Origin of the sequence: Pseudomonas sp. Sample_24 (genome assembly GCF_004307605.1) — a bacterium.
Lineage (GTDB): Bacteria > Pseudomonadota > Gammaproteobacteria > Pseudomonadales > Pseudomonadaceae > Aquipseudomonas.
In genome coordinates, this window is the sequence record NZ_RCNW01000379.1 from 1 (window position 1) to 3567 (window position 3567).

5 protein-coding genes are annotated in these 3567 nt (G+C 56.9%); 1 reads left to right on the forward strand and 4 read right to left on the reverse strand.

The genetic code is table 11. The features are described from left to right. The coding region (locus D8V06_RS21425) for an ATP-binding cassette domain-containing protein (protein ID WP_130931736.1) at positions 1-358 on the reverse strand (358 nt) is incomplete at its 3' end. A 552-nt stretch (positions 359-910) separates the two neighbouring features. Here D8V06_RS21425 and gabP point away from each other — a divergent pair. Beyond that, a complete protein-coding gene (gabP, locus tag D8V06_RS21430; protein ID WP_130907182.1) occupies positions 911-2302 on the forward strand; it encodes a GABA permease in 1392 nt (463 codons plus the stop codon). A 76-nt stretch (positions 2303-2378) separates the two neighbouring features. Here the strand turns inward: gabP and vapC are convergent, their stop codons facing one another. The 3 genes from vapC to D8V06_RS21445 form a co-directional block, all read right to left on the reverse strand. After that, the gene (gene vapC / locus D8V06_RS21435; RefSeq protein ID WP_056852186.1) at positions 2379-2786 is read right to left on the reverse strand and encodes a tRNA(fMet)-specific endonuclease VapC; all 408 of its coding nucleotides are present in this window, start codon (positions 2784-2786) and stop codon (positions 2379-2381) included. Further along, positions 2786-3016: a type II toxin-antitoxin system VapB family antitoxin gene (vapB, locus tag D8V06_RS21440; RefSeq protein ID WP_130904477.1), complete on the reverse strand. Its 231-nt coding sequence runs from the start codon at positions 3014-3016 to the stop codon at positions 2786-2788. The genes vapC and vapB overlap by 1 nt, the downstream gene beginning before the upstream one ends. Before the next feature lie 181 nt (positions 3017-3197). Further along, on the reverse strand, positions 3198-3567 hold a 370-nt coding region (locus tag D8V06_RS21445), incomplete at its 5' end, for a hypothetical protein (RefSeq protein WP_130931737.1).

The following is a 3567-nucleotide window of genomic DNA, read 5'->3' on the forward strand; positions in this document are numbered from 1 at the left end:
GCGGGGCTTCGATGATGTTGTCGAGCACGCTCATGTGCGGCCACAGATTAAAGTTCTGAAACACAAAACCAATCTCGCTGCGCAGACGATTGATCTGCTTGCCGTCGGCGGCCACCAGTTCGCCGTTTTTCGCGGCTTTGAGCTTGAGCTCTTCGCCGGCCACCAGGATCTGGCCCTGGTGCGGGTTTTCCAGCAGGTTGATGCAACGCAGGAACGTGGACTTGCCGGAGCCGGAAGAACCCAGGATCGAGATCACGTCGCCGTCGCGGGCGGTCAGCGAGATGCCTTTAAGCACCTCCAGCGAGCCGTAGCGTTTGTGCAAGTTGCGGATTTCAAGCGCGGGCGTGGCCTCAGCCATGTGCGTTCCTCATTATGTGTTTCGCTCCTGCTGTTGGTGGCCTTCCTGGCGAGGCGGCCAAGCTAGCATAGCGTTTCCAAGGCAGCCAACAGCGCTGGGGGCAGTAAACGGGTGGCATGTGGCAGGTTGTCGCATCGGCACAGCAGACTGTCGCCCCATCAACAACCGAACAGCCGTTTGAACCTGAGTTTCAATTCAAAAACCCAGCGGCTTTCACAAAAAGGGCGCGATGTTGCCAGCTTTGGCAGGGGGTGGGAAGCGCTAACCGGCCAAACGCACTTTTATTGTGCGCTGAGCGTTTTTGAAGTGTGTTTCTGTTGCCTTGATGCGTTCCTGAAAGTGGGTCGCAGGGTAACGTTCTGGCAAATTGCCATTAATCTCAATGACTTGCGAAGACTGTCCGGTCAGGATGAGATCGCCGGATTAGAAGGTTTTGAAATATTTTGGCGCAATTATTGCGTGCAGATTCCGGAACGCCCCGTTTGTTTCTTTTTACAAGAGAGAATTTTCGGGAGCTGCACGCATTCGCTTTTCCTTACAAAGGTAGTTTCAATGAGCAGTACCCAAAGCTCTAACGGCCTCGAACAGGGGCTTAAACCGCGTCACGTGACCATGCTGTCGATCGCCGGGGTTATCGGCGCCGGCCTGTTCGTGGGCTCGGGTCATGCTATCGCTGCTGCAGGCCCTGCCGTGCTGTTGGCCTATGCCGCCGCTGGCATGCTGGTGGTGTTGGTGATGCGCATGCTCGGTGAAATGGCTGTTGCCTCGCCGGACACTGGCTCCTTCTCGACTTATGCCGATCGGGCGATCGGTCACTGGGCCGGTTTCACCATCGGCTGGTTGTACTGGTGGTTCTGGGTTCTGGTGATCCCGCTGGAGGCCAACGCCGCTGCAACCATTTTGCATGCCTGGTTCCCGGGTGTGGACATCTGGGCCTTCGCTCTTGTGATCACCATGCTGCTGACCGTGACCAACCTGTTCAGTGTGAAGAACTATGGTGAGTTCGAGTTCTGGTTCGCCCTGATCAAAGTCCTGGCGATCATCGGCTTCATCATTCTCGGCGTAGCGGCAATCTTCGGCTTCTTGCCGAACAGCCAGGTCAGCGGCGTTTCGCACCTGTTCGATACCCAGGGTTTCCTGCCAAACGGCATGGGTGCGGTGTTGGGCGCGATCCTGACCACCATGTTCTCCTTCATGGGCACCGAGATCGTGACCATCGCGGCCGCGGAGTCGAAAAACCCTGGCAAGCAAATCTCCAAGGCCACCAATTCGGTGATCTGGCGGATCGGCTTGTTCTATCTGGTATCGATCTTCATCGTTGTGGCCCTGGTGCCATGGAACGACCCTGTACTGGCAAGCCTGGGCTCCTACCAGACCGTGCTTGAGCGCATGGGCATCCCGAACGCCAAGATGATCGTCGACATCGTGGTACTGGTTGCTGTGACCAGTTGCCTGAACTCGGCGCTCTACACCTCTTCGCGCATGTTGTTTTCCCTGGGCAAGCGCGGCGATGCACCAGCCGTTTCCACCCGCACCAACAAAAGCGGCACGCCTTACTGGGCGGTGATGTTGTCCACGGGCGCGGCATTCCTGGCCACGTTCGCCAACTACGTGGCACCGGCTGCGGTGTTCGAATTCCTGCTGGCCAGCTCCGGTGCCATTGCATTGCTGGTGTACCTGGTGATCGCGATCTCGCAACTGCGTATGCGCAAGCAGCGCATGGCTCGCGGTGAAAAAATCGTCTTCAGCATGTGGCTGTTCCCGGGCCTGACCTACGCGGTGATCGTCTTCATCGTCGCGGCCCTGACCATCATGTTGTTCCAGGACGCCCACCGTGTGGAAATCCTCGCGACGGGCCTGCTCAGTGTTTTGGTAGTGGCTTCCGGTTTGCTGGTGGCTCGCCGTCGCAAGCTGCAGAAGGCGGGTGCGGTGGTACTCAACTGATTCGTAGCGCATGACGCAAAAAAACGGCCGCTGTCAGTGATGACAAGCGGCCGTTTTTTTTATGTCTTCATTAAATTCAACGGGGATGCACCCAGTCCTCTACGCGTAACCCAGGAACCCGTTCAAATTCCCGCAGGTTGTTCGTGACTACGATGAACCCACGTGAGCGCGCGTGGCCGGCGATCATTTGGTCGTATGGGCCGATGGGTGTTCCAGCCTTCGCCAGCTCGGATCGAATCATTCCGGTATGCGCGGCCGCTTCATTGTCGAAAGGCAGGACTTCAAGGCGGGCTGCCAAACCCTCGATGACGGTGAGGTTTTTTTCTGGTGCTGCTGACTTTTCGGCGCCGTAGATCAACTCCATGAGGGTGACAGCACTGATGCATAGCTGCCCGTCATGGCGGTTGAAGGCCTCTCTGACGATTTGCGGTTTGTTCTTGATGGTGAATATGCAGATGTTGGTGTCGAGCATGTATTTGATCATCAGAACGACTCGCGCTCCTGATCGGTGGGTTGGTCGCGATCAGGCATGAAGTCAGCACTCACGCTATCCCCGTCGAACCAGCTATCCCATGTTTCTTCGGCGGGGGTAATGAGGCGGGATCGGCCGATGGCGATTACGTTGACGCGTTTTACGTCGCTTGGCATGGCTACGGCTTTGGGAAGGCGAACGGCCTGGCTGCGATTGCTCATGAAAAGGGTGGTCTGTTCCATTTTTGCCTCCTCCGCCATTGTGGGGTGTACTCCAAAGAGTAGATTTTTTTGTGGATATGTCAACGGGATATACAAAGCGGGTGGTGAGTGAGGTCTCTGATCATTCTGACTGGCCGCTTCACAAAAAACGGCCGCTGTCAGTGAAGACAAGCGGCCGTTTTTTTTTGCCGAAACCCGGTAGTTATTCGGCTTTTTCTTCCGATGCTTCCAGCGACCGGCTGTAGATGTCCAAGGCATCGCCGAAGTCGGTGATGAATTGCGGCTCGCTCAGCCAGGCCTGGGCGGTTTCGCGGTCCATGCCGTCGGCCCACATGCGGTAATCGATCAGCATGTCGGCGGCCAGGTGAGTCGCGGCCATGCCTTCGTCTTCGGCGTTTTCCATGTCCAGCAGTTCTGGATGGTCGATGATGATGAAGGCCAGGTTGGTCAGCAAAACCGAGAGCATTTCACTGCGGCTGATGGCTTCCGCATCGCGCATCTTGCTGAACATCGCCAAGGTGTATTCCGGGATCGGCTCGGCGAGGTGGCCGAGATCATCGTCCAGGTTCGCG

Excerpts from the sequence above, each read along its gene's own strand:
- gabP (WP_130907182.1), top strand. The coding sequence starts at position 911 with ATGAGCAGTACCCAAAGCTCTAACGGCCTCGAACAGGGGCTTAAACCG.
- vapC (WP_056852186.1), bottom strand. The coding sequence starts at position 2,786 with ATGATCAAATACATGCTCGACACCAACATCTGCATATTCACCATCAAG.
- vapB (WP_130904477.1), bottom strand. The coding sequence starts at position 3,016 with ATGGAACAGACCACCCTTTTCATGAGCAATCGCAGCCAGGCCGTTCGC.